This window comes from Flavobacterium sp. GL_143, assembly GCF_057834355.1.
This window is the reverse complement of the sequence record NZ_CM174401.1, coordinates 1,973,429-1,997,063: the sequence shown is the minus strand read 5'-3', so window position 1 is coordinate 1,997,063 and position 23,635 is coordinate 1,973,429. Positions and strand designations below refer to the sequence as shown.

Genomic DNA, 23,635 nt, shown 5'->3' with positions numbered 1-23,635 from the left:
CATTATTTTTTAACATATTCAAAAAATAATATACCTTTATTAACTCATTTAAACCAAAAAAAATAACATGAAGAAAACTTTACTTACATTATGTTCATTCATAATTTTATCATCAATTAGTTGCTCATCAGATAAAGATGAGGAAACTATTAAAAAAGATGAAAATGTTACTCAGCCACAAACTCAAAAAATTGTCTTAAACATTTCGGATGCCAAAAGTCTGGTTATACTAGAAAATTCTCCATCTGGTAAGAACCTCGCTACAGGGACAAATTTATTTAAAGTCACTGCTGATGGCGCATATCTACCAGTGAATTTTACCAATAAAGATGGTTCAGCTACAAGTACTAACCCAATAGTAACCAGTGCAAAAAACTTAAATTCAACTTACGTTTTACTTACAGGAGATTTTAATTATCCTAACGAAAAAGGAGAATTAGTACACTACTCAAGTATATTAGTTAGAAAAACTGATGGGGCAATTTATAATTTCGGAACTGATAGTGTTTTAGCTACTAACGGACTAGGCGACAATTCAGTAAAAAGTGATGCCCAAGGCAATATATATTACCGTTATGGTGGTAAAATTAATAAGCTTTCCTTAAGTAATCCCGAAAACATTCAGAGAATTGATTACTTACCAAGCGGTCAAACTCCTTCTGCTTTTGAGGTTGACGCAAATGGAAATTGTATCTATAGATACGGACAAAGTAAGGGAGTTACAAGCTCAAACGGCACAAATGACATTCGCATAAGAAAAGCAAATGGCGGAATCTATGAAGTTAAAATAGAGGGAAGAGATAACAAAGAATTTTGGTTAGGTAATAATGGTAAATTTTATTTTATTACTTACACATGGGATAATAACTATTTGCCAAAAATTCATCAAATAGACATAGATGGCGACAATATTAGCACCAAAATTGTATGGTCACCTAGTGGACCTGAAAGTTTCGACGGAGTTGGACATATGTTTCTACAATCTGGTCAAGGTTCCTATATAATCAAAAAAGAAAAATCAGTTGTTTTTATAGATACGTATTACAATTGGGGTAATATGGATTGGGAATTCTACGAAGACGATAATTCAGTTGAAAACATACAATTACCACGTATTGAACAAGGTGCAAAAATCGTATATTCAAAAGAATACTATTATATAGCCACAAAAACAGATTTATACAAGGTAAATTTAAACACTCATGATTACACAAAGCTAACCACTTCAGGAGAATTTGAAGTTTATACTATTAGTGTTGATGCCAATGATAAAGTACAATTTAGCGCTTTAAGGTTAAAAGATGGCAAAAAGATTTTTGCAGAAATTAGCAAAGAAGGAACTTTAAAAACAATCGATGAAGAAATCAACAGAAAAGCTATTGTTCTTGAAAGAATTAATTAATAAAATCGTATTCAACGAGAGCTTATAAAACAAAATATATTCCTACAAATGCCTCGATTAATCGAGGCATTTTTTTTGAAGTAATAAAATATTTTTAAAATAAATTTTCAAATAGTCCCAATTTACTCAATAAAAAATTCAAAAATTCACAGCAATAATTAACAAATAACCAATTATTCCCATAAAATAGAAATTATTCTATAATTATATGCATGCATAGTAAATATTATAGTTGTAATTATTATTTTATTTCTAAATTAGCCTAAATTATTTTGGAAAACTGTATAATGAAAATAAAAATAACAGGAATAGGTAGCTATATTCCGCAGAAAGAAATAAAGAATACGGATTTTGATAAACATGTATTTTTAAACGAAGATGGAACTCCTTTTGGCTACCCAAACGAGGTTGTCATTAATAAATTCAAAGGTATAACAGGAATTGAGAACAGACGTTATGCCGAAGATCAATATACTTCATCTGATTTAGCATTCTTCGCTTCTCAAAAAGCAATCGAAAATGCCAAAATCGACCCAGAAACTCTTGATTATATTATTTTCGCACACAATTTTGGTGATGTAAAATACGGGACAACCCAATCTGATATTTTACCGAGTTTAGCAACGCGTGTAAAAAACAAATTAGGCATAAAAAACCCAAAATGTGTTGCTTACGATATCTTATTTGGATGTCCAGGATGGATAGAAGGCGTGCTACAAGCAAATGCTTTTATCAAATCTGGCATGGCAAAACGTTGTTTAGTTATTGGAGCTGAAACTCTTTCCAGAGTTGTAGATGATCACGATAGAGATTCTATGATTTATTCAGATGGAGCTGGAGCATCAGTAATCGAAGCTTCAGATGATGAAACTGGATTATTATCATACGAAAGTGCTACTTATGCAAATGAAGAAGCTGGATATTTATACTTCGGAAAATCGTACAATCCCGATTTAGATCCTGACACGAAATACATTAAAATGTATGGTCGCAAAATATACGAATTTGCATTAAGCCAAGTTCCTGCAGCTATGAAAAGTTGTTTAGACAAAAGCGGAATTGCTATCGATGATGTGAAGAAAATCCTAATTCATCAGGCAAACGAAAAAATGGATGAAGCAATTATCAATCGTTTTTACAAATTACACGGCACAACTCCACCAGAAAACATCATGCCTATGTGCATTCATGATTTAGGAAATAGCAGTGTAGCAACCGTTCCAACGCTTTATGACCTTTTAATACAAGGGAAATTAGAAAATCATGAAATCAACAAAGGCGACGTTGTTATTTTTGCTTCAGTTGGAGCTGGAATGAACGTAAATGCATTTGTATACAGATATTAGTTAATTTTCAGTTACAATATTTAGTCGCAGTTTACAGTATGTTAAACTGATCACTGCGACTGAAAACTAAAAAAGTCCGCATTTTAAAATGCGGACTTTTTAGTATATTTGCACCCTAATTAAAACTAAGAACGACAGATTGCTTCGTTCCTCGCAATAACTATGTACGAAAAAACATTTCCGAATAAAAGATTCAAACATACTTTAGAATTTTTAAAAAAGCACATCACAACATCCGAAACCGTTTTGGATTTAGGAGTTGAAAATCCGTTTTCAAAGATCATGAAAGCTGAAGGTTTTAAAGTAAGAAATACTACAGGAGAAGATTTAGATATCGACCAAACCGTATTTGCTACCGAAAAACAAGATGTGGTTACTGCTTTCGAAATCTTCGAACATTTGCTAAATCCATTCACCATCTTAAACGAAATAAAATCAGATAAGCTATTCATCTCGATTCCTATGCGTTTATGGTTCTCACCAGCATATCGTAGTAAAACGGATATGTGGGACAGACACTATCATGAATTTGAAGATTGGCAATTAGACTGGCTTCTTGAAAAAACAGGTTGGAAAATCATCGATAGACAAAAATGGACTAATCCGGTAAAAAAATTCGGAATTCGTCCTTTGTTACGAAGCTTTACCAATAGATATTATATTGTTTACGCAGAAAAAAGCCCCCTAACCCCCAAAGGGGGAATAAAATAGTTTTGAACAAATTTCACAAAATGAACAACTCTAACTCACAAAATTCGTCAAGCTCCCCCTTTGGGGGCTGGGGGGCTTACTACATTGTCATACCGGCACATAACGAGCAAGAATTAATTGGCTTAACGTTGCAATCTTTGATATCGCAAACTGTTTTACCCAAAAAAATTGTTGTAGTCAATGATAATTCGACCGATAAAACGGAAGAAATTGTACTGGATTATGCCAAAGAAAACCCATATATCTCATTGGTAAACAAAACCTCGAGTGCTATACATTTGCCAGGAAGCAAAGTAATCCAAGCATTTCATAAAGGATTTGAAACTCTCGATGATGATTATGATATCATTGTAAAAATAGATGGAGATTTAATTTTTCCTCCCAACTATTTCGAAACCATTATTTCTCACTTTCAATCCGACCCAAAAATTGGAATGGCAGGAGGATTTTGCTACATAGAAAAGAATGGAGATTGGATATTAGAAAATCTAACAGATAAAGATCATATTCGTGGTGCGCTAAAAGCCTACCGAAAAGAAACTTTTCAGCAAATTGGCGGTTTAAGAGCGGCAATGGGTTGGGACACGGTAGACGAATTACTTTGTAAATATTACGATTGGAAAATAGTTACCGATTCTTCTCTACACGTAAAACACCTTAAACCAACAGGTGCAAACTACAACAAAACTGCCCGTTATAAACAAGGCGAAGCTTTTTATACTTTAGGATATGGTTTTTGGATCACAGCAATTGCTTCTGCAAAGTTGGCAATGATGAAGAAAAAACCACTACTATTCTTTGATTACATTAAAGGATTCCTAAAAGCAAAAAAAGCAAAAACACCATTATTGGTAACCGATGCACAAGCAAAATTCATTCGAAATTATCGTTTGAAAAAAATGAAAGAAAAGCTTTTTTAGTTCAAGCAATCAAAAAAACTATAAAATCTAAACCGTAAACTGGCAACTATTTTCGTAATTTAGCCCATATTCGTAAAAACTATGATGCTCATTCGTTATTTATCCCAAATAGGAAGATACTTCTTGATGCTTAAAGAAATTTTCAACAAACAAACCAAATGGTCTGTGATGAAAAAACTAATCTTTAAAGAAATTGATGACTTAATTATTGATTCCCTTGGTATTGTTTGTTTCATTTCATTCTTCGTAGGAGGAGTTGTTGCAATACAAACTGCATTAAACTTAACAAACCCATTAATTCCTAAATACTTAATTGGTTTTGCAACCAGACAATCTGTAATTTTAGAATTTGCCCCAACATTTATTTCTGTTATTATGGCGGGAAAAATGGGATCTTTCATTACATCAAGTATAGGAACTATGCGTGTTACAGAGCAAATCGATGCACTGGAAGTTATGGGAGTAAACTCATTAAACTATCTTGTTTTTCCTAAAATTATCGCTTTACTATTGTATCCTTTTGTAATCGGAATCAGTATGTTCCTAGGTATTTTTGGTGGCTGGCTAGCTGGAGTTTACGGCGGGTTTACAACGAGTGATGATTTTATAATGGGAGCACAAATGGAATTTATTCCGTTTCATATTACCTATGCATTTATTAAAACCATAATTTTTGCCATGTTATTGGCAACTATACCGTCTTTTCATGGTTATTATATGAAGGGTGGCGCATTAGAAGTAGGAAAAGCAAGTACAGTAGCTTTCGTTTGGACATCTGTATCGATTATCCTTTTTAATTATATACTAACACAATTGTTATTAGGCTCATGATAGAAGTAAAAAACATAGAAAAATCATTTGGCGACAGCAAAGTACTTAAAGGTGTTTCGACCGTGTTTGAAACTGGAAAAACAAACCTAATCATTGGGCAAAGTGGATCTGGAAAAACGGTATTATTAAAAAGCTTATTAGGTATTCATACTCCAGATTCTGGAACAATTGAGTTTGATGGTAGAGTTTATTCAGAACTAGAACCAGATGAAAAAAGAGAATTACGTACTGAAATCGGAATGGTATTTCAGGGAAGTGCTTTATTTGACTCCATGACAGTTGCCGAAAATGTAGCTTTCCCACTTAGAATGTTTACCAAAGACACTGGTTCTAAAATTCAAGATCGTGTTGATTTCGTTTTAAAAAGAGTAAACCTAATTGATGCACATAAAAAATTACCTTCAGAAATTTCTGGAGGGATGCAAAAACGTGTGGCTATTGCCCGCGCCATTGTAAACAACCCTAAATATTTATTTTGTGATGAACCAAACTCTGGTTTAGATCCAAATACTTCGACTTTGATTGATAATTTAATTAAAGAAATTACCGAAGAATATAATATTACCACTGTAATTAACACGCACGATATGAACTCTGTGATGGAAATTGGTGAGAATATTTTATTCTTAAAAAATGGAGTAAAAGAATGGCAGGGAACAAAAGAAGAAATTTTCGTAACCGATAATAAAGCTATTGTCGAATTTGTTTATTCTTCAAATTTATTCAAGAAAGTCAGAGAAGCTTATTTAAAAGGATAAGATCTTTTAAAGTACAATATAAAAAATCCCAAATTTCAATCTTAATAAAATTGGAATTTGGGATTTTTTATATTCGATGGTTTTAATCAATAATATCAGTCCTTAGTTAGCAACAACTCAACTTCGGCATTTGGATTAAAAAGATAGGTCCTTCCTGAGCTTATTTCTAAACATTCAAAGCGTTTAGTTCTTACAGCAATTTTCTTAAAGATTTTTCCGTTATGAATTCTGAAAACACTGCCGTATGGAATTTCAAAAATATAATTCTTATCGTTCTGCTTGTCGTATTGTTTCAAAGCCAATGACAAAGTAGTATCAGTATCACTACTTGCCGTAGGGTTCTTAAAATGCCTCGCCAGCAATGGTAATAAGTGACTAGGAAATATCTCTGGACGAATGAAAGGAACCATCAATCGCTGAAAAGAATATTTCCATTCGTTCCCATGAGGTTTAATTTTTCTTCCGAACTTTTCGAACGCAACCAAATGCGAAATCTCATGAATTAACGTTATCAAAAACTTGTATTGATTCAAGCTTGAGTTTACAGTAATTTCATGTTTACCACTTGGCCCTTTTCTATAATCTCCATGTCGAGTTTGTCTTTCGTTTACAATTTTAAGATGTACACGATTATCAACAATGAGTTCAAAGACAGGCTTTACGGCATGTTCGGGGATGTATCTTGCTAAAGTTTCGCTCAAAACAGTTTTAATTATAAATTATGAATTATTAGTTATAAGTTTCTCTTTGAGGTAATAATTATGCTTCTTATAATTTTTAAAACCTCATTACATTGTTGATGCATTGATTCGAATTCAATTCCAGAAACATAATCCGTTTCTTTTAATATCTCTAACCAATACATTGATTCGTCGCACTCTTTTTGAGCGATAGATAATTTATGAATAAAATCGGGCTTACTTTGGGCATTAACAGCTTCACGAACATTTGCACCAACAGAAGTAATTGAACGTAAAAATTGTTTACTCATTATGAATTCCTTCTTTTCAGAAACCATCCATTTATAAAAATTAACACCTCTTATTGCTAATTCAAAACTTTTGGTTTTCACAATACTTTCACTCATAATTCATAACTTATAATTCATAATTATTTTTTACGGATTAGTAGAAGAAACTTCTAATACTTTTCCGTTAAAATATTTATTGCCATTTAATGTAAAATCATAAATATAAGTTGCCATTCCGTTAGCCGAAATTGGCGCTTGATATCCTGGAAAAGCTTCTTGCAACATTTCTGTCTGAACAGAACCTAATGCCAAAACATTAAATGAGATTCCTTTTTCTTTATATTCTTCTGCCAATAATTCCGATAACGTAATTACTGCACCTTTACTAGAACTATAAGCAGCAAGTCCAGCAAATTTAAGACTTCCACGAACTCCTCCTATAGAACTTATTGTTACCACATGACTTCCTTTTTGAAGATACGGTAAACAAACTCTTGTAAGATTTGCTACTGCAAAAACATTCACTTTATAAATGCTTTCAAAATCAGCCTGAGTAGTTTCAGTAAAAGGCTTTAAAAGCAAACTTCCTGCATTATGCACTAAAGCATCTACTTTTTTCCAAGTCGAAGAAAGAAAATCTTCTACTTTATATAATTCAGATTCGTTAGATAAATCAATAGAAAGACAAGTAACATTAGAATGTTCCAAAAGCAATTGAGGAATTTTTCTGGAAATAGCTAATACCTGATCTCCAGCATTTGCAAATTGCAAAGCAAGTTCATACCCTATCCCTCTACTCGTTCCTGTTATAATAATATTTTTCATGTAGCAAAAATAAGGAAAACCGATAAAAAAGCATAGTTTATTTAGTCATCAAAATTTCTTTTGTTGGAGAACTTGCCATATGAGTCACTGCAGGCAACAATTCCTGAATAAATGAAGTCATATGAGGAATATCCATTACTTTGAATTCATCTGAAACATGATGATAAAATTCAAAATTTTCAAAATCGAATGTGCTTATCGACTGACAAGGAACTTTGAATGCTTCGAAAAAGGGAAAATTATCTGATCTAAAAAACAACTGATATTCGGCTTCTTTAGGCAAGAATCCAATAGTTTTATCTCCTGTATATTCATTGATTTTAGTCGCCATATTCGATTTATCAAAACCAGTAATATAGGCTAAGAAGTCACGTTTCATTGGCACACCAATCATTTCTATATTTAACTGCGTGTATAAATTGAAATTTTTAGCTTTAAGTTTTTTTGCTAAATGTTTAGAACCTAAAAGCCCTTTTTCTTCACCTGCAAAAAACACAAAAAGTACGCTTCGTTTATTCGATTTGGTCTCACTAAAATACTTAGCCATTTCAGCAACAGCAGTAACTCCAGAAGCATCATCGTTTGCTCCGTTATTTATAAAATCGCCATTAAGTCCTTTTTTATCAATCCCAATATGATCATAATGCGCGCTCAAAATTACAAATTCGTTTTTTAGTTTTGCATCAGTACCTTCCAGATATCCAACTATGTTATATGCTGGAGTTTTAAACGTAGATAAAGTATCACGATAAGAAGAAAAATAAGGTTTAACCTTATTCGTTTTAAAGAAATCTTCCAAATAAATAGCCGCTGTTTCTATTCCCTTCGTTCCGGTTTCTCTACCCTCTAATTCATCCGAAGAAAGATATTTTAAAACCGATGCAACATCATTCTCTTTTACTTTATAAGTAATTTCTAACTTAGAAGCTGTTTGCGTAGTTTCGGTTTTAACTGTTGTATTAGATTTACATCCAAAAAAAATAAAAGGAAATAAAAGTATTAGTTTTTTCATTATTCAAGATTTTGGTTCGTTGAGATTATAAAGTTTTCAATTACAATTCTAAAAAATGAGTAACTTCTAAAACATAGTTACCCTCTTAGTTGTAAATATAATTATTTTTTTATTGCAAAAAGAAAACCCTTTCAAAGCCGAAAGCCGAAAGGGTTTTTAATATAATTTAAGGATACAATTATCCTGCAATAACTGCTCTAGAAATCACTATTTTTTGGATTTCAGAAGTTCCTTCATAAATCTGTGTAATTTTTGCATCACGCATAAAACGCTCAACATGGTATTCTTTTACATATCCGTTTCCACCATGAATTTGTACTGCCTCAACAGCCGTATCCATTGCAACTTGCGAAGCAAATAATTTTGCCATAGCACCACTTACATCGTAATTATTATGTTGGTCTTTATCCCAAGCTGCTTTCATACAAAGATGACGCGCTGCTTCGATATTTACTGCCATATCTGCCAATTTAAAAGCAATAGCTTGGTGATTGCAAATTTCAGTTCCAAAAGCTTTACGTTCTTTCGAATATTTTAATGCAAGTTCATAAGCACCAGAAGCAATTCCTAAAGCTTGAGAAGCAATACCAATTCTTCCTCCTGCCAATGTTTTCATGGCAAATTTAAATCCAAATCCGTCTTCACCAATTCGGTTTTCTTTAGGTACTTTAACATCACTAAACATTAATGAGTGTGTATCTGAACCACGAATTCCCATTTTTTGCTCCTTAGGACCAACAGAAAAACCTGGCATGTCTTTGGTCATGATCAAAGCATTGATTCCTTTATGTTTTTTCTCAGCATGAGTTTGTACAATTACAATATAAACCGATGCAGTATTACCATTAGTAATCCAGTTTTTAGTACCATTTACTAAATAATGGTCACCCATATCTATTCCAGAAGTTTTTTGCGATGTAGCATCACTACCAGCTTCAGGCTCACTTAAACAAAATGCACCGTGAATTTCTCCAGAAGCTAATCCTGGTAAGTATTTTTGTTTTTGTTCTTCGGTACCAAAAGCCTGAAGTCCCCAACAAACTAGTGAATTATTTACCGACATTACTACAGAAGCCGAAGCATCAACTTTCGAAATTTCTTCCATAGCAATTACGTATGAAATCGTGTCTAAACCACTTCCTCCGTATTTAGGATCAACCATCATTCCCATGAATCCGAGTTGTCCCATTTTTTTTATTTGTTCCGTAGGGAAAATTTGCTTTTCGTCTCTTTCTATCACACCTGGTAACAATTCGTTTTGAGCAAAATCTCTAGCAGCTTGTTGAATCATTAAGTGCTCTTCGGTAAGATTAAAATCCATAGTATTATAAAATAAAAGTTGCTTTTTGTTAAAAAAATATATCCAAAGGTACTTTTTTATACTGAAATTTTCAATTTTGACTTGCATTTTTGATTAAAGAAAAAACATCACTATATCGTTATCGTAATGATATCAAGAACTTCGCTCAATCTCACTAGTTTAGCAACTCTTAAATTTTTATTAAAGAACTCAGAAATAGCTATCAAAATTTCTAGAAACAGGGACAATTAAAAATAAGATTTAATTTAAAAAACGCCATTCAAAAGCATTAAACTTTTAAAGCAAGTATATATAATTACAACTCACAATAATTTCAGATTTCAGCTTAAGAGATAAAGTAAAAATCATGAGTAAGGTTAACAAACTGTAACCAGAAAATTTCGAAAATATGTTTTTCGAAGAAAAAAACGAGTCGATTACTCCAATTTCCTTCCACAAAAAGTCATTTTTAATCAAATTATAAACATCAAAAAATAAGATAATTCAGCAAATATTTTCATTTCATAAACAACTAGTTGCCAAAACAATAACTTTCAAATAGACATTTTCTTACATAAGTGGTTTTCGTAAAAAATACATCGCTTTTCATATAAAAATATAGAAATTAAAAGTATTTTTGTCAAAATCACATAAATTACAAGAATATGAAAAACTTATTACTATTACTTACTGTAATTTTAACTTTGCAATTCACAGATGCAACTGCTCAAAAAGCTTTCGACATTGATGGCGTTATAGTTCCCAGAACAATGCAATTTCAAAGCAAAACTTTATCCTTAAATGGTGCTGGCGGAAGATCAAAAATGTGGTTAGAGGTATATGTTCAAGCATTATATTTATCACAACTAAGCCAGGATCCGAAATTTATTATCGATAGTGATACCGAAATGGCTATTCGTATTGAAATTACCTCTTCGATGGTATCATCAAACAAATTAACAAAAGCCATGAATAGTGGTTTCGAAAAATCTGCTGGAGATAATCTGGAAGCATTACGCCCAAGAATCGAACAATTTAAAAGTTTCTTAAGTGATGAAATCACACAAAAAGATGTTTTTAAACTTATCTACTCTCCTATCGACTCTTCTGTTTGGGTATATAAGAATGATGTCCTTAAAGGAAAAGTTCAAGGTTTTGACTTCAAAAAAGCACTTTTCGGAATTTGGTTATCTGATAAACCTGCAGATGAAAAATTAAAAAATCAACTATTAGGTAAATAATTATCTTCATTTCTTAGATTAAAAAAGCACCAGTAAACAAATTATTTGGAGCAATATTTTCATGCCTACTAAATAAGCCCCACAAAAAAGCATTCCTAAAACAAGTAATTAGTTTTTACAATAAATTGCATACTTTGCATTTCTCCCCCATGAAACCTCACTAATCTTAGGATTTGCTCTTGCAAAAAATAAAACTATTTAAAAAACTGACATACAAACTTTACCCCATAAAAAAGTCTACAGAACTATGCTAGAGAAATAGAAAATTAAAAGTAATTTTGCGAAAAATTAAAATTCAATAAAATGAAAAACTTTTTACTATCACTTACAGTAATTCTGACTTTACAATTCTCAACTGTTACAGCTCAGAAATCATTCGATGTTGAAGGTGTTATAGTTCCAAGAACAATTCAATTTCAAAACAAACCTTTATCATTAAATGGTGCTGGTGCAAGATCAGCAATGTGGTCTGGACTATATGTACAAGCACTATACTTATCTCAATTGAGTCAAGATCCAAAATTTATTATTGATAGTGATACCGAAATGGCTATCCGAATTGAAATCACTTCTTCGTTGGTATCTGCAAAGAAACTAACCAAATCGATGGACGAAAATTTCCAGAAAACAGCTGGTGATAACATTGGAGCATTACGAACAAGAATCGAAGAATTAAAAGGCTACTTAAGCGATGAAATCACCAAAGACGATGTTTACAAACTTATTTATTCTCCTATCGACTCCTCTGTTTGGGTTTATAAAAATGAACATTTAAAAGGAAAAATTTCAGGGTTTGATTTCAAAAAAGCGCTATTCGGAATCTGGTTGTCTGAAAAACCTGCCGATGAAAAACTAAAGAATCAATTATTAGGCAAATAATCTACAAAAACAAATACAGCTTCTCTTGGAAAAGAAAACTAGAGAAGCTGCATTAAATAAAATTACCTCTTCCGAATTTCCATCAGAATACACCCTGACTTGATAATGAAATTTAGATTTTCAATAGAATTTTCACTACTAGCAATCAAATAACATAGTATTTAAACTACAAATAAATTGCTAACTTTTACAAATTACACCTTCCTGAAAAACATATGTACTTTTTACCCTATAAAAACAAACCTGTTTTTATAATTTGTATTACTGTTTACATTCTTTATTTTGGTTAGATAAAATCAAATTATTTAGCCAAAAACAAACCTCCTAATTCCTGACAACAAGACACTTAAACTTAAATAAACTTTTGTCTTTCTATTTCTTGCCATAATAAAATCAAGAAGCAAAATAGTTTTTTTAACTGATGGAACTACCTACCAAAACACTCCAAGATTATGGATTATTTCATTCTTATAACACCCTGATTTACAAATTCATAAAGTTTATTAAAATCCTTAAACATAAGGCATTTCCTGAAAAACGGGACGTAAATTACTTTAAAAACATAGAAATTAGGCGTATTTTAGCAAAAATCATAAAATACCATACAATGAAAAATTTATTACTTTTATTTACATTAATTCTTACTTTCCAAATCTCAACCGTAACAGCACAAAAAACCTTTACTATAGATGGTGTTACAATTCCGAGAACAATCCAATTTCAAAGTAAAGCTTTATCGTTAAATGGCGGTGGTGGAAAATCGACAATGTGGCCAGGAACATATCTGCAAGCATTATACTTATCACAATTAAGCCAAGATTCTAAATATATTCTTGATAGTGATAGCGCAATGGCAATGCGTATTGAAGTTACTTCTTCAACAGTATCTACACCAAAATTATTAAAAGCTATAGATGATAATTTCAAAAAAACATACCCAGGTAACATAGAAACATTGCGACCTAAAATAGAAGAATTCAAAAGCTACTTTATGGGTGAAATAAGTAAAAGAAACACTTTTAAACTTGTATATTCTCCTTCTGATGCCTCTGTTTGGATCTACAAAAACAATCAGTTAAAAGGTAAAATTCCTGGATTTGAATTCAAAAAAGCTCTCTTCGGAATCTGGTTATCCAAGAAGCCTGCTGACCAAAAACTAAAAGATCAATTATTAGGCAAATAATTATTTCTGAAGGTTTTTAGTTAAAAAATTAGCATAAAATAAGGCATCCGAAATATTTTACTAAATACACATTTCGCATTATCCATTTTTTTATATTTGTGAAAATTAAACATATCGCAGAAAATGAAAGATTTATTAAAGAAATTCGAAAATAAAGAACCTGAAATCGTATTCAATTGGAAAGATTCTGAAACTGAAGCCGAAGGATGGACAGTAATTAATTCTCTTCGAGGTGGGGCTGCCGGTGGTGGTACTCGTATGCGAAAAGGTTTGGATATGAACGAAGTTTTATCATTGGCAAAAACAATGGAAGTAAAATTTTCAGTTTCTGGACCTGCGATTGGTGGGGCTAAATCTGGTATTAATTTTGATCCAAATGACCCAAGAAAGAAAGGTGTTTTACAACGTTGGTACAAAGCAGTTTCTCCATTACTAAAAAGTTATTACGGAACTGGTGGAGATTTAAACGTTGATGAAATTCACGAAGTAATTCCAATGACCGAAGAATGCGGTGTTTGGCATCCACAAGAAGGAGTTTTCAACGGACACTTTAAACCTACCGAAGCTGACAAAATTAACCGAATTGGGCAATTACGTCAAGGTGTTATTAAAGTAATCGAAAACCCAAAGTTCTCTCCAGATGTAACCAGAAAATATACTGTAGCCGATATGATTACAGGTTTTGGTGTTGCTGAAGCTGTTCGTCATTTTTACACTACTTATGGTGGAGATGTAAAAGGTAAGAAAGCAATCGTACAAGGTTTTGGAAATGTGGGTTCTGCAGCTGCTTTTTACTTAGCAGATATGGGAGCCAAAGTAATTGGAATCATCGACAGAGATGGTGGCTTGATAAACGAAGAAGGTTTTTCTTTTGAAGAAATCAAAGCATTATTTTTAGCAAAAGACGGTAACAAACTTGTTGCTCAAAACATGATTCCGTTTGAAGAAATTAACGAAAAGATATGGACAATTGGAGCCGAAATTTTCACTCCATGTGCAGCATCTAGATTAGTAACTCAAAATCAAATCGACGCATTAATTGCTAATGGACTTGAAGTTATCTCTTGTGGTGCAAATGTACCTTTTGCAGATAAAGAAATTTTCTTTGGTTCGATAATGGAACAAGTAGATAGCAAAGTGAGTTTAATTCCTGACTTTATTTCTAACTGCGGAATGGCTCGTGTTTTTGCTTATTTCATGGAAAAGAAAGTACAAATGACCGATGAGGCTATTTTTAATGACACTTCAGACACTATAAAAAATGCGATACAAAAAGCGCATGCTTTAAGTGCATCAAAAACAAATATCAGCGCAACAGCTTTTGAAATTGCACTGAAACAATTAGTATAAATTATTTTATACCATATTTTAAAACGAACCGAATCAGATTAAATCTATTTGGTTCGTTTTTTTTGTTTATAAAAAAGGTTAGCCACAGATTTAACCACAAACTCGTCTTTCTGAGGAAAAACTTTGCGCACTTTGCGTAAACCTTAGCGCACTTTGCGGTTAATTTTTTATGCCACAGATTTAAAAGATTAAAAGGATTTATAAAACTTTGCGCCTTTTGCGGTTAAATCACCAACTACAGATTTAAAAACTTTACGGTTAAATCCCTTACCCTCTTTGATTGTAAACAATTTTCAGTAATTTTATACGTTTTACTAATACACTTATAAAAATTCAGCATAAAAATGAGTTCACCCATTTCTTCAGACAAAAAGAAATCATTACTACTCTCTACCCTTATATACGCAACAATACTATTATTGTTGTTCTTCATTCGTTTTTGGCCACCAGCAAATGGTATGACTGAACTCGCTGGAGGTGGCGGAGGTGGTGGCGTTACCGTAAACTTTGGCGATAGCGATTTAGGCTCTGGTGCAAATTACAAAAGTGAAGTTCTGGAGGTTAAAAATCATGCAAAACAAACGCCTGTAAAATCGACTCCTGAAGAAGCAACATTATCACAAGAAAATTCTACAGAAGAAAGTGTTCTTATTCCGCAGAAAGAAAAAACTAAAAAACCGATAACTGTTACAAAACCTGACCCAAAACCTGTAGTTGTAAAACCTAAAGTTTCGAATACGACTAATGATGCTTTATCGAGCATTTTAAAAGGTTCTAACAAAGGTGGTGATGGCGATGATAAAGTTGCAGGAAACAAAGGAAAATCAAACGGAAACTTAAGCTCTAATGGCTATTACGGAACTGGAGGTTCTGGAGGTGGAACTGGCGGAGGAAACGGAACTGGTACCGGCATAGGAACAGGTAGCGGATATGGTTCTGGAAGTGGCGGAGGATCAGGAAGTGGTTCTGGTGGTGGTTCAGGTTACTCTCTTGGAAACAGAAAAGCATTATCTAAACCAGCTCCAAATTATACTTGTAATGAAACAGGAAGAGTCGTTGTAGAAGTTTCTGTAGATAGAAACGGAAAAACCATAAGTGCTATTGCAGGAATTAAAGGAACTACAAACACAGCGAAATGTTTATTGGATCAAGCCAAAATAGCTGCCATGAATACCAAATGGGACAAAAGTAGTGATGCTCCCGAAAAACAAGTTGGTAAGATTATTTATAATTTCAATTTGAATTAAAAAACATAAGAACAACAAAAAAGGCTTTCTGAAATTATTCAGAAAGCCTTTTTTAGTTTTATTTATCTTACTTTCTAAAAAATTGTAATTGTTTTAATCTGATTCTAGCTCCTTCTAAATCGTAATTACTTCTTGGCAATTGCTCTGCTAATTCATAATCCCCAAATCGCAATTCTTTAACGTTTGCTTTATTCTCTATTAAATTGAATTCTTTACAAAATTTACACCTAACAATTAAAAAGTCTGTCTCTAAAACACTACTATCTATAGCAAGAATAAAAGTCTTCAAATCAGCATTACACTTAGTACAATTTTGAGATAATATTTCAATAACTTTTTCTTTTCCTTTTAAAAATTCTGAAATTCTAAAAATATAAGCAAGCAAACTTCCATAAAGCCATTTATTCATTTCACTTTTAAAATCAACTTGAATATCTTTCGAAATTCCATAGAAGATATCACAAATAAATTCTTTTTCCTCCGTATCAAAATTGGATTTATTAAAACTTCTCAAACCTTTACCCAACTCTTTTTTCAATATTTTATTGGAAGATTGTTTTTCTACCAAAACTATTAATGAGCTTAGACACAAATTAAAATTAGCTTCCAAACACTCACATAATTCAGAACTCGAAGGATTCAAACCCCTATTTTCCCATTCTGAATCTGCAAACTTTTTCTTATCTAACAAAAATTTTAATCTATCTAATTTTTGATCACTCATTCCTTAATACTATAAACTTACTTAGGACTTGTCGCAATAACAAACTTAAGATTGTTTTTAACCCCTATTTGTAACACATCGACCAAATCTTGTACTTGTAGATTAAACGGAATCCTTACGATTACAGTTTGTTCTTTATCGGTACCTAATTTAGACATTAATGTAGTTTCTAACTCTTCAAAATCTACTGGCTGTTTATCGATGTAGAATTTTTTATCTTCTGTAACCGATAAGCTTATAAATTGTTTGTTTGTTTTTTCATTTGCTTTGGCTTTAGGCAATGTCATTTTAATAACATTAGGATTTGCCAATGTAGATATAATCAAGAAAAACAACAGCAAGAAAAACATAATGTCACTTAGTGATGAAGTTGCCACCTCGGCATGAAATCTTCTTTTTCTTTTAATAGACATAACTTATGATCTTTGAATTATGTTTACAAATTCAAGTATTTGTTTCTGAATTTTTAAGGCAAAATCATCAATTTTTCCATTCAAAAGATGATACGCACTATATGCGATAATACCAACAATTAAACCTGAACCACTACTAATCATTTTCTCATATAAACCTCCCGAAATATTACCGATACTAATATTCTCTGTAACCGAGATACTATAAAAGATCTTAATAACTCCCGAAATAGTACCAATAAAACCTAATGTTGGTGCAATACCTGCAATAAGTCCTAAATGACCTAGACGTCTTTCCATCTCTCCTATTTCAATATCGGCAGCACGATCCATATTCGATTCGATTTCCGCAATTGGTCTTCCTATAACTAGAACACCTTCTTTAAGAATCTTTCCTGCAGCAGTTTCATTTCTTTCTACAATACTTCTAGCCATATCCAGATTACCTGAATTAAGATTAACCCCCACATCCATCATTAATCTAGGGTCAATTTTTGAAGCTTTGCTTATGTATAAATAACGCTCGATGATAACGTAAAAAGTGTAGAACAATAAGATGGCAATTGGAATCAGGAAAAATCCTCCTTTTAAAATAAATCCTAAAACAGAAATCTCTGTATTTGGTGCAATTTTTTCGATAACTACGTTAGATGCGGCATTTGCAATAGTATCCGCTTGTAATTGAATGAAGCTAAACATATATTAATTCTTGTATTTGATAATTAATTCTAAAAAATATTCCAATTTTGCAATAAAGATACTTTTCGCTGTTATATTAAACTAAAAAAAACGAAAAATATTTCAATCAACAACTATTTTACTCGAAAAAAATGAACTATCAAGAAACTACCGAATGGATGTTCAACCAACTCCCAATGTACCAACTACAAGGGGCTTCGGCATATAAAAAAGACTTAACCAATACATTACATTTGGTTGACCATTTAAACAATCCACAAAATTCATTAAAATGTATTCATGTGGCAGGAACAAACGGAAAAGGATCTACCTCTCACATGCTCGCTTCGGCATTACAAGAAGCTGGATATAAAGTAGGACTTTATACATCGCCACATTTAAAAGACTTTCGCGAGCGTATTAAAATTAACGGTAAAGAAATTTCAGAAGATTTTGTTTGCGAATTTATAAGCAAGCACAAAGATTTTTTTGAATCTAATGATATGAGTTTTTTCGAAATGTCTGTAGGTTTAGCATTTGATTATTTTGCTACAGCAAAAGTAGATATTGCTATTATAGAAGTTGGCTTAGGCGGAAGATTAGACGCAACCAATGTCATTACTCCATTGGTTTCTGTTATTACCAATATCGACTTAGATCATACGCAGTTTCTGGGAACTACACCAGCAGCAATTGCAGGCGAAAAAGCGGGGATTATAAAACAAAATGTACCAGTTGTAATTGGAGAATATACTCCAGAAACAAAACCTGTTTTTTTAGCTAAAGCAAAAGAAACTCATTCTGATATATATTTTGCTTCTGATATAATTACCGAAGTTTACCCTTCTGATTTAATTGGCGATTACCAACAACATAATAAAAAGACTGTTCAAGAAACTATACACATCTTGAATACTCAAAATGAATTTAAAGTATCCGACGAAAATCTTAAAACTGGATTATTAAATGTGGTTACAAATACAGGCTTACAAGGAAGATGGCAACAGCTTGGCAAAAATCCTAAAATTATATGCGACACGGCACATAACAAAAATGGTCTGGCTATAGTAATGAACCAAATCCAGAAAGAGACTTTCGATAACTTACATATTGTATTGGGAGTTGTAAATGATAAAGATTTAGATTCTGTTTTGCCCCTATTTCCTAAAAAGGCACAATACTATTTCTGTAGTCCAAATTCTTCTCGTGGTTTGAGTGCTTCTATTTTACAAGAAAATGCTAAGAAATATGATTTAATAGGTAAAACTTACGACTCTGTTTCGGATGCTTTTACGGCTACAAAAGAAAATGCAACCAAAAAGGACTTTATTTTTGTGGGAGGAAGCACATTTGTAGTAGCCGAATTGCCTTTGGATAAAGAGAAACAATAACAAGACTCCTTTATAAATATAGTAAAAAGGCTATAAAAATAAATTCACTCAAAAAAACTACATATTCAAATAACTAAATATCAATCGCATAAAAACTAACTGCAAATTATTATTATATTTTATTTAAAAAAGTTTTGGTAATACAGAAAACAGTCTTATATTTGCACTCGCAATCACATAACGATAGCAACCTAGTAAAATAGGGCGATTAGCTCAGCTGGTTCAGAGCACCTCGTTTACACCGAGGGGGTCGGGGGTTCGAACCCCTCATCGCCCACAAAGAACTCCATTAGAAATAATGGAGTTTTTTTATAGCTTACCGAGTGTCGCGGATTTTAAATCCCCACTATCGGGTTCGGGGAGATACTCAAGCGGCCAACGAGGGCAGACTGTAAATCTGCTGTGTAAACTTCGCAGGTTCGAATCCTGCTCTCCCCACAAAAGGGAAAAAGAAGTGAAAAAAGGCAACTTTATCAATCTTTTCAAAACCCGAAACATTAAAAAACCTGTAAATCGAAAGATTCACAGGTTTTTTGTTTTTAAAGCACTTTACTATTGCAGGCATAGATTACAAATCCCCGCTATCTGAATTTGAGCGATTGCCCGAAAATATTTTTTTGTTTTTATCGATGTATTACAAATTCAAATAATGGTTTAATTTAGCCCTAAACTCACCGCATAGGCTAAACATTAATAATAATATTATTAAATCCAAATAGTACATTGATTTTCAACAACCTAGACATCTCCGACCAAAATTCATCTAATTTCGTTGAAGATTTCAATAAATTAATGACTTTTCAGGAGCTACCTGTCAAGCACTTATTACATTCAGAAGGAACTATTTGTGATCATTTTTTCATCATACATAAAGGATTAGCAAGAGCTTATTATTACAAAGACACTAAAGACATTACCGCTCATTTTGCCATTGAGAATACTACTATAACAGCAATTGATAGTTTCATTCAAAGAAAAAAAAGCCGTTACAACATTGAACTACTGGAAGACACTTCCTTGTCTTATATTAAATATGATGATTGGAAGAAACTACTGGAAGATAAACCTCACTACGAAAAATATGCTCGTATCTTTCTCGAAAATATATACATAGATATTGCAGAACGTATCGAAGATTTACTTTTCTATTCGGCAAAAGAACGATATGCAAGGCTAATTAAGAAATTCCCTGCTTTTCAGCAAAGGGTAAATCTAGGACATATTGCTTCTTACATAGGTATTACACAAGAAACATTGAGCAGAATTAGATCTGAAAAATAAAATACGATTTTGATATTTGTCAAAAAGACATCAGATTACTTAACTGTAACTTTGTCAAAAAACAATGGATAATATCGTATTTGAAAGTGCAACAGCACTCGTTAAAAAAATAAAAACGAAAGAATTAACCGTAGTAGAGATTGTAAGCTTTTTTTTGAATCAGATCGAAAAGCACAACTCTAAGATTAATGCTATCTGTGATTTAAGAGCTAAAGATGATATTTTAAATGAAGCCAGACAAAAAGATTTAGATATTGAACAAGGTAAAAATCTCGGACTACTTCACGGATTACCCTTAACAATCAAAGATAGCTTTTTAGTAAAAGGATTAAAAAATTCAAATGGAGATCCTTTTTTGAGAAACTATGTAGCGACAGAAGACGCTGAATTAGTTAAGAGACTTAAAGAAGCAGGTGCAATCATTATCGGAAAAACAAATACTGCTTTATATTGCATCGATTGGCAAAGTACAAATTTTTGGAATGGTCAAACCAATAACCCCTATGACATCTCAAGAGTTGCAGGCGGAAGTTCAGGTGGCTCAGCCGCATCAATAGCTTCTGGGTTTAGTACTTTAGAATTAGGAGCCGATGCTGGTGGTTCGGTGAGAATTCCTGCTCATTTTAACGGCATTTGCGGTTTGCGCCCAACAGAAAATTTTCTTTCTAATAGAGGTCACTTAAAAGCTAAAAATAAGCCACAGGGCAGACGTCATATTATTACTCCCGGTCCTATGGCAAAAAACATAACTGATTTACTATTAATGATGGAAGTTCTAGGAAACAACACTAAATACGAACTTCCTGAATTAACTCCAATTAACTTTAATAATAGTGAATGGGATGAAAAAACTTTAAATATCGCTTACTCTGAAACTATAAACGATACGGAGGTTGATATGGAATATTTAGAATTATTCAGAGATTTTATAAACAAGGTTAAAAGCAAAGCTCATAATTTAACCGTTGATCATCCTGTTTATGACGAGCAGAAAGCATATTTAGAATGTAGCAAAATTATTGGATTTGAAATTGGCATTAACAATCCTAAATCACCACTATTGGCTAGTTTTTTGTATACGTTTATCCGTCTAAAATACAGAGACCCTTTATGGGCAAAAGGAATGGCTTTGGGACAACACCTGTCAAATATCAATTATGCAAAAGCAATTGATTGTAAAGATACTTTTTCAGAAATTTATAATGATTTTTTGACAACTTATGATGTTTGGATTACACCTGTTTGTTCATTTGAAGCCTATAAACATCAAAGCGCAGGAAAACCATTCAAAGTCAATAATAAAAAAATAGGCTACACTAAAGCCATAGCTTCATTTAATTTTACATCTGCATTTTCGGGGCATCCAATTGTTGTTATACCTATTGGAAAAAAGAAAAACGGAATGCCAATTGGAATTCAAATTCATTCCAAAAAATGGACAGATAAAAAATTATTACAAATAGCCAGATCTTTTGAGCAATTTACAAACGGATTTGAAAAACCAATATTATAATAAAAAACAACTATATACTTGAATATAACGCCTATAAAACACGTATAACCTTCATCGGCTAAGTATTCAATCAAACTAAATAACAATTTGCTTGTTACTGATTAAATCAATTAAAAATTTAATTAGAACATTTAAAGTACAAACTTTTTTTTATGATGAAAGGAATACCTTTTTTGCCACAAAAAGTTAAGACCGTTCATTTTCAGATTTTATTAAAAAATAATTACTATTTTGGATTTTAAAAAGAAACATAACACTCATTTAAAACAAGTTAACTCATAAAAAATAGATTAAAAATTGGCATAAAAAGTTTCGTGGCAACATCGTGGCATATTTGGGCGTGGAGTTACCCTCTAATTCGTTACAAAAACTTAAGACACTCGATCTTGACAATATTTAAAAAATCATATTCCAATATTTAAGTCATTTAATTTCACTTTTTCGTTATCGGCAAACTAAATCTGTTTTATGTTTAGTTTTTTACATACATTTGCCGATAACGGAACTTTATTTAAAAGCATGAAATATCTTTCAGTAGTAGAATTTGCAAAAAAACTGGAACTGTCCGAGAGGACGGTTCGTAATTATTGCGCTTTAGGTAAATTAAAAGGAGCTTTCCTAACGGGTAAAACCTGGAGCATTCCTGAAGATGCAGTAATACCTCGAAAAGGAAATAAAAAAGTAAGTAAGAATGTTTTACTGAACAGTTTGAAAGAGCAAAAGGATATGAAATTGAAAGGTGGTATCTACCACCGAACGCAGATTGATTTAACCTATAATTCAAATAAAATTGAAGGAAGCAGACTTACACACGATCAAACAAGATATATTTTTGAAACCAATACAATTGGTGCTTCTAAAGAAAGTGTAAACGTAGATGACATTATTGAAACCTCTAATCATTTTCGCTGTATAGATTTTATTATTGAAAAAGCGAATACTAAGCTCAACGAAACCATTATTAAAGAACTTCATTTTTTATTAAAATCTGGTACTTCTGATAGTGGAAAAGGCTGGTTTAATGTTGGCGAATACAAAAAAATGCCAAATGAAGTTGGAGGCAATGAGACTTGTCCTCCTAATCAAGTTGCTCAAAAAATAAAAGAACTTCTTGCTACTTATCATACCATTAAAAATAAAACTATCGAAGACATCGTTGATTTTCACTATAAATTCGAAATTATACACCCTTTTCAAGATGGGAATGGTCGTGTTGGTCGATTGATTATTTTCAAGGAATGTCTTGCAAACAATATCGTACCATTCATTATTGATGAACAGCTAAAGCTTTTTTATTACAGAGGTTTACAAGAATGGAATAATGTAAAGGAATATTTGATGGATACCTGTCTTACGGCTCAAGATAATTACAAATCTATCCTCAATTATTTCGAGATTGAATACAAGTAAAATATAAAATCAAAATATTTCGATTTATCTTGAAAAAAATATTTAATTTGACCTGAAAAAACAAAATATAATATTAATTCAAAACAAGTTAAACCACAGAAGAGTATCTTAGAAATGTTAAAAAATTGATATTTTAATTTTCGTGGCAAAATCGTGGCACAGTACTTTATAAATAATTGAAAATGCAGTATATGTAAGGGGTTAGACGGTTAAGTTCGAATCCTGCTCTCCCCACAAAAGGGGAAAAGAA

At 32.1% G+C, this 23,635-nt stretch carries 23 protein-coding genes and 2 tRNA genes; 17 read left to right on the top strand and 8 right to left on the bottom strand.

What is annotated here, in order from left to right; genetic code table 11:
* The first annotated feature begins 67 nt into the window (after positions 1-67).
* From AC3IPI_RS08585 to AC3IPI_RS08560, 6 genes are all read left to right on the top strand, one after another.
* Complete coding sequence (locus AC3IPI_RS08585) at positions 68-1,402, top strand: hypothetical protein (RefSeq protein ID WP_489158424.1); 1,335 nt, start codon at positions 68-70, stop codon at positions 1,400-1,402.
* A 287-nt stretch (positions 1,403-1,689) separates the two neighbouring features.
* Positions 1,690-2,748 (top strand): 3-oxoacyl-ACP synthase III family protein, encoded by a 1,059-nt coding sequence (locus AC3IPI_RS08580; protein WP_489158422.1) that lies wholly within the window; start codon positions 1,690-1,692, stop codon positions 2,746-2,748.
* Between the two features lie 162 nt (positions 2,749-2,910).
* Entirely contained in the window at positions 2,911-3,459 is a 549-nt protein-coding gene (locus AC3IPI_RS08575; protein WP_489158420.1) for a class I SAM-dependent methyltransferase, read from the top strand.
* Positions 3,460-3,479: 20 nt separating this feature from the next.
* Positions 3,480-4,379, top strand: a complete 900-nt coding sequence (locus AC3IPI_RS08570; protein WP_489158418.1) for a glycosyltransferase family 2 protein — start codon at positions 3,480-3,482, stop codon at positions 4,377-4,379.
* Between the two features lie 81 nt (positions 4,380-4,460).
* The gene (locus AC3IPI_RS08565; RefSeq protein ID WP_035619715.1) at positions 4,461-5,210 is read left to right on the top strand and encodes an MlaE family ABC transporter permease; all 750 of its coding nucleotides are present in this window, start codon (positions 4,461-4,463) and stop codon (positions 5,208-5,210) included.
* Positions 5,207-5,968, top strand: a complete 762-nt coding sequence (locus AC3IPI_RS08560; protein ID WP_039111788.1) for an ABC transporter ATP-binding protein — start codon at positions 5,207-5,209, stop codon at positions 5,966-5,968. The genes AC3IPI_RS08565 and AC3IPI_RS08560 overlap by 4 nt, the downstream gene beginning before the upstream one ends.
* A 95-nt stretch (positions 5,969-6,063) precedes the next feature.
* Here the strand turns inward: AC3IPI_RS08560 and AC3IPI_RS08555 are convergent, their stop codons facing one another.
* The 5 genes from AC3IPI_RS08555 to AC3IPI_RS08535 all read right to left on the bottom strand — a co-directional run bounded on the left by AC3IPI_RS08555 (position 6,064) and on the right by AC3IPI_RS08535 (position 10,096).
* Positions 6,064-6,669: a SprT-like domain-containing protein gene (locus AC3IPI_RS08555; RefSeq protein ID WP_039111789.1), complete on the bottom strand. Its 606-nt coding sequence runs from the start codon at positions 6,667-6,669 to the stop codon at positions 6,064-6,066.
* Between the two features lie 32 nt (positions 6,670-6,701).
* Positions 6,702-7,055, bottom strand: coding sequence for a four helix bundle protein (locus AC3IPI_RS08550; RefSeq protein ID WP_409415480.1), 354 nt, complete (start codon positions 7,053-7,055; stop codon positions 6,702-6,704).
* A 30-nt stretch (positions 7,056-7,085) separates the two neighbouring features.
* Positions 7,086-7,763 (bottom strand): SDR family NAD(P)-dependent oxidoreductase, encoded by a 678-nt coding sequence (locus AC3IPI_RS08545; protein WP_489158414.1) that lies wholly within the window; start codon positions 7,761-7,763, stop codon positions 7,086-7,088.
* A gap of 37 nt (positions 7,764-7,800) precedes the next feature.
* Positions 7,801-8,775, bottom strand: coding sequence for a M20/M25/M40 family metallo-hydrolase (locus AC3IPI_RS08540; protein ID WP_489158412.1), 975 nt, complete (start codon positions 8,773-8,775; stop codon positions 7,801-7,803).
* Positions 8,776-8,953: 178 nt separating this feature from the next.
* The gene (locus tag AC3IPI_RS08535) at positions 8,954-10,096 is read right to left on the bottom strand and encodes an acyl-CoA dehydrogenase family protein (protein ID WP_039111925.1); all 1,143 of its coding nucleotides are present in this window, start codon (positions 10,094-10,096) and stop codon (positions 8,954-8,956) included.
* Between the two features lie 644 nt (positions 10,097-10,740).
* On the opposite strand from AC3IPI_RS08535, the gene AC3IPI_RS08530 reads away from it, so the two are divergent.
* The 5 genes from AC3IPI_RS08530 (at position 10,741) to AC3IPI_RS08510 (ending at position 15,975) form a co-directional block, all read left to right on the top strand.
* Positions 10,741-11,316, top strand: coding sequence for a chalcone isomerase family protein (locus AC3IPI_RS08530; protein ID WP_039111792.1), 576 nt, complete (start codon positions 10,741-10,743; stop codon positions 11,314-11,316).
* 303 nt (positions 11,317-11,619) lie between these two features.
* Complete coding sequence (locus tag AC3IPI_RS08525; RefSeq protein ID WP_039111793.1) at positions 11,620-12,195, top strand: chalcone isomerase family protein; 576 nt, start codon at positions 11,620-11,622, stop codon at positions 12,193-12,195.
* 607 nt (positions 12,196-12,802) lie between these two features.
* Complete coding sequence (locus AC3IPI_RS08520; RefSeq protein WP_039111926.1) at positions 12,803-13,378, top strand: chalcone isomerase family protein; 576 nt, start codon at positions 12,803-12,805, stop codon at positions 13,376-13,378.
* 123 nt (positions 13,379-13,501) lie between these two features.
* Positions 13,502-14,728: a Glu/Leu/Phe/Val dehydrogenase dimerization domain-containing protein gene (locus AC3IPI_RS08515; RefSeq protein ID WP_039111794.1), complete on the top strand. Its 1,227-nt coding sequence runs from the start codon at positions 13,502-13,504 to the stop codon at positions 14,726-14,728.
* A gap of 344 nt (positions 14,729-15,072) precedes the next feature.
* Positions 15,073-15,975 (top strand): energy transducer TonB, encoded by a 903-nt coding sequence (locus AC3IPI_RS08510; RefSeq protein ID WP_489158409.1) that lies wholly within the window; start codon positions 15,073-15,075, stop codon positions 15,973-15,975.
* A 67-nt stretch (positions 15,976-16,042) separates the two neighbouring features.
* Here AC3IPI_RS08510 and AC3IPI_RS08505 read toward each other — a convergent pair whose 3' ends face one another.
* Genes AC3IPI_RS08505 through AC3IPI_RS08495 form a run of 3 tightly spaced genes read right to left on the bottom strand, consistent with a single transcriptional unit; the run spans position 16,043 to position 17,811 of the window.
* On the bottom strand, positions 16,043-16,699 hold the full coding sequence (locus AC3IPI_RS08505; RefSeq protein WP_489158407.1) for a DUF4844 domain-containing protein: 657 nt from the start codon (positions 16,697-16,699) through the stop codon (positions 16,043-16,045).
* 17 nt (positions 16,700-16,716) lie between these two features.
* Positions 16,717-17,112, bottom strand: coding sequence for an ExbD/TolR family protein (locus AC3IPI_RS08500; RefSeq protein ID WP_035619731.1), 396 nt, complete (start codon positions 17,110-17,112; stop codon positions 16,717-16,719).
* Positions 17,113-17,115: 3 nt separating this feature from the next.
* Positions 17,116-17,811 (bottom strand): MotA/TolQ/ExbB proton channel family protein, encoded by a 696-nt coding sequence (locus AC3IPI_RS08495; protein WP_039111796.1) that lies wholly within the window; start codon positions 17,809-17,811, stop codon positions 17,116-17,118.
* A gap of 131 nt (positions 17,812-17,942) precedes the next feature.
* Here AC3IPI_RS08495 and AC3IPI_RS08490 point away from each other — a divergent pair, with 131 nt between their 5' ends.
* From AC3IPI_RS08490 to AC3IPI_RS08465, 6 genes are all read left to right on the top strand, one after another.
* Positions 17,943-19,181 (top strand): bifunctional folylpolyglutamate synthase/dihydrofolate synthase, encoded by a 1,239-nt coding sequence (locus AC3IPI_RS08490; protein WP_489158404.1) that lies wholly within the window; start codon positions 17,943-17,945, stop codon positions 19,179-19,181.
* Between the two features lie 202 nt (positions 19,182-19,383).
* Positions 19,384-19,458: transfer RNA gene (locus AC3IPI_RS08485), tRNA-Val, on the top strand.
* A gap of 80 nt (positions 19,459-19,538) precedes the next feature.
* A tRNA-Tyr gene (locus AC3IPI_RS08480) sits at positions 19,539-19,619 on the top strand.
* A 285-nt stretch (positions 19,620-19,904) separates the two neighbouring features.
* Positions 19,905-20,462, top strand: a complete 558-nt coding sequence (locus AC3IPI_RS08475) for a Crp/Fnr family transcriptional regulator (protein ID WP_489158402.1) — start codon at positions 19,905-19,907, stop codon at positions 20,460-20,462.
* 64 nt (positions 20,463-20,526) lie between these two features.
* A complete protein-coding gene (locus tag AC3IPI_RS08470; protein ID WP_489158400.1) occupies positions 20,527-21,975 on the top strand; it encodes an amidase in 1,449 nt (482 codons plus the stop codon).
* A 468-nt stretch (positions 21,976-22,443) separates the two neighbouring features.
* On the top strand, positions 22,444-23,385 hold the full coding sequence (locus AC3IPI_RS08465; protein ID WP_489158398.1) for a Fic family protein: 942 nt from the start codon (positions 22,444-22,446) through the stop codon (positions 23,383-23,385).
* Positions 23,386-23,635: the final 250 nt, after the last annotated feature.

Coding starts and splice junctions, on each gene's coding strand:
- AC3IPI_RS08585 (WP_489158424.1), top strand. CDS start 68: ATGAAGAAAACTTTACTTACATTATGTTCATTCATAATTTTATCATCA.
- AC3IPI_RS08580 (WP_489158422.1), top strand. CDS start 1,690: ATGAAAATAAAAATAACAGGAATAGGTAGCTATATTCCGCAGAAAGAA.
- AC3IPI_RS08575 (WP_489158420.1), top strand. CDS start 2,911: ATGTACGAAAAAACATTTCCGAATAAAAGATTCAAACATACTTTAGAA.
- AC3IPI_RS08570 (WP_489158418.1), top strand. CDS start 3,480: ATGAACAACTCTAACTCACAAAATTCGTCAAGCTCCCCCTTTGGGGGC.
- AC3IPI_RS08565 (WP_035619715.1), top strand. CDS start 4,461: ATGATGCTCATTCGTTATTTATCCCAAATAGGAAGATACTTCTTGATG.
- AC3IPI_RS08560 (WP_039111788.1), top strand. CDS start 5,207: ATGATAGAAGTAAAAAACATAGAAAAATCATTTGGCGACAGCAAAGTA.
- AC3IPI_RS08550 (WP_409415480.1), bottom strand. CDS start 7,055: ATGAGTGAAAGTATTGTGAAAACCAAAAGTTTTGAATTAGCAATAAGA.
- AC3IPI_RS08545 (WP_489158414.1), bottom strand. CDS start 7,763: ATGAAAAATATTATTATAACAGGAACGAGTAGAGGGATAGGGTATGAA.
- AC3IPI_RS08540 (WP_489158412.1), bottom strand. CDS start 8,775: ATGAAAAAACTAATACTTTTATTTCCTTTTATTTTTTTTGGATGTAAA.
- AC3IPI_RS08535 (WP_039111925.1), bottom strand. CDS start 10,096: ATGGATTTTAATCTTACCGAAGAGCACTTAATGATTCAACAAGCTGCT.
- AC3IPI_RS08530 (WP_039111792.1), top strand. CDS start 10,741: ATGAAAAACTTATTACTATTACTTACTGTAATTTTAACTTTGCAATTC.
- AC3IPI_RS08525 (WP_039111793.1), top strand. CDS start 11,620: ATGAAAAACTTTTTACTATCACTTACAGTAATTCTGACTTTACAATTC.
- AC3IPI_RS08520 (WP_039111926.1), top strand. CDS start 12,803: ATGAAAAATTTATTACTTTTATTTACATTAATTCTTACTTTCCAAATC.
- AC3IPI_RS08515 (WP_039111794.1), top strand. CDS start 13,502: ATGAAAGATTTATTAAAGAAATTCGAAAATAAAGAACCTGAAATCGTA.
- AC3IPI_RS08510 (WP_489158409.1), top strand. CDS start 15,073: ATGAGTTCACCCATTTCTTCAGACAAAAAGAAATCATTACTACTCTCT.
- AC3IPI_RS08505 (WP_489158407.1), bottom strand. CDS start 16,699: ATGAGTGATCAAAAATTAGATAGATTAAAATTTTTGTTAGATAAGAAA.
- AC3IPI_RS08500 (WP_035619731.1), bottom strand. CDS start 17,112: ATGTCTATTAAAAGAAAAAGAAGATTTCATGCCGAGGTGGCAACTTCA.
- AC3IPI_RS08495 (WP_039111796.1), bottom strand. CDS start 17,811: ATGTTTAGCTTCATTCAATTACAAGCGGATACTATTGCAAATGCCGCA.
- AC3IPI_RS08490 (WP_489158404.1), top strand. CDS start 17,943: ATGAACTATCAAGAAACTACCGAATGGATGTTCAACCAACTCCCAATG.
- AC3IPI_RS08470 (WP_489158400.1), top strand. CDS start 20,527: ATGGATAATATCGTATTTGAAAGTGCAACAGCACTCGTTAAAAAAATA.
- AC3IPI_RS08465 (WP_489158398.1), top strand. CDS start 22,444: ATGTTTAGTTTTTTACATACATTTGCCGATAACGGAACTTTATTTAAA.